General features: G+C 62.2%; 1 protein-coding gene. It reads left to right on the top strand.

Annotated elements, in window-relative coordinates; translation table 11 throughout:
• The first annotated feature begins 58 nt into the window (after positions 1-58).
• Positions 59-640, top strand: coding sequence for a phosphoribosylglycinamide formyltransferase (gene purN, locus DTW89_RS19105; RefSeq protein WP_114657081.1), 582 nt, complete (start codon positions 59-61; stop codon positions 638-640).
• Positions 641-851 lie beyond the last annotated feature (211 nt).

The following is an 851-nucleotide window of genomic DNA, read 5'->3' as shown; positions in this document are numbered from 1 at the left end:
GGCGGGAGGCGGGGCTGAACGGTGTGGGTGCTGACATGGCAGGGATAATCCGGTGCAAATGAAGAATATCGTGATTTTGATCTCTGGCGGTGGCTCCAACATGGCGACCATCGTCAAGACCGCACAGCAGGAGCAGTGGGAGCAGCGCCATGGCGCGCGCGTGGCGGCCGTGGTCAGCAACAAGGCGGATGCCCAGGGGCTGGTTTTTGCCCGCGCGCAGGGCATTGCCACCGCAGTGCTGGACCACAAGGCGTTTGACAGCCGTGAAGCGTTTGACGCCGAGCTGGCCGCCACCATCGACCGCCACCAGCCCGCGCTGGTGGTGCTGGCGGGGTTCATGCGCATCCTCACGCCGGGCTTTGTGGCGCATTACGCCGGGCGGCTGATCAACATCCATCCCTCGCTGCTGCCGGCCTTCACCGGGCTGAACACGCACCAGCGCGCCATTGATGCGGGCTGCAAATTTGCCGGTGTGACGGTGCACCAGGTGACGGCCGAGCTGGATGTGGGGCCCATCCTCGATCAGGCCGTGGTGCCGGTGCTGCCCGGCGACACGGCGCAGACACTGGCGGCCCGGGTGCTGACGCAGGAGCATGTGATCTACCCCCGTGCCGTGCGCGCGCTGGTCCGGGCGCTCTGAGCATGCCCGCTGCAGGTGGAATGATTTAGCTATTAAAATAATAGCTGTTAGCGCTTGATGGGTAAGGGCTAAAGCCTATTTTGACTGGCGGATTCCAGAACGAAGTGCACCAAGCAATAGGTTGGGCCAAGAGTGCATAGGATGCTCTCTTGTTGACCGGCCAGTCGCAAAGGAAAGCACTTTGAACTACACACACTTGACCCGAGAAGAA

The organism is Acidovorax sp. BoFeN1 (assembly GCF_003345135.1).
Lineage (GTDB): Bacteria > Pseudomonadota > Gammaproteobacteria > Burkholderiales > Burkholderiaceae_C > Acidovorax > Acidovorax defluvii.
Note: the sequence above shows the minus strand (reverse complement) of the source record. Positions and strands in the feature narration are given on the sequence as shown.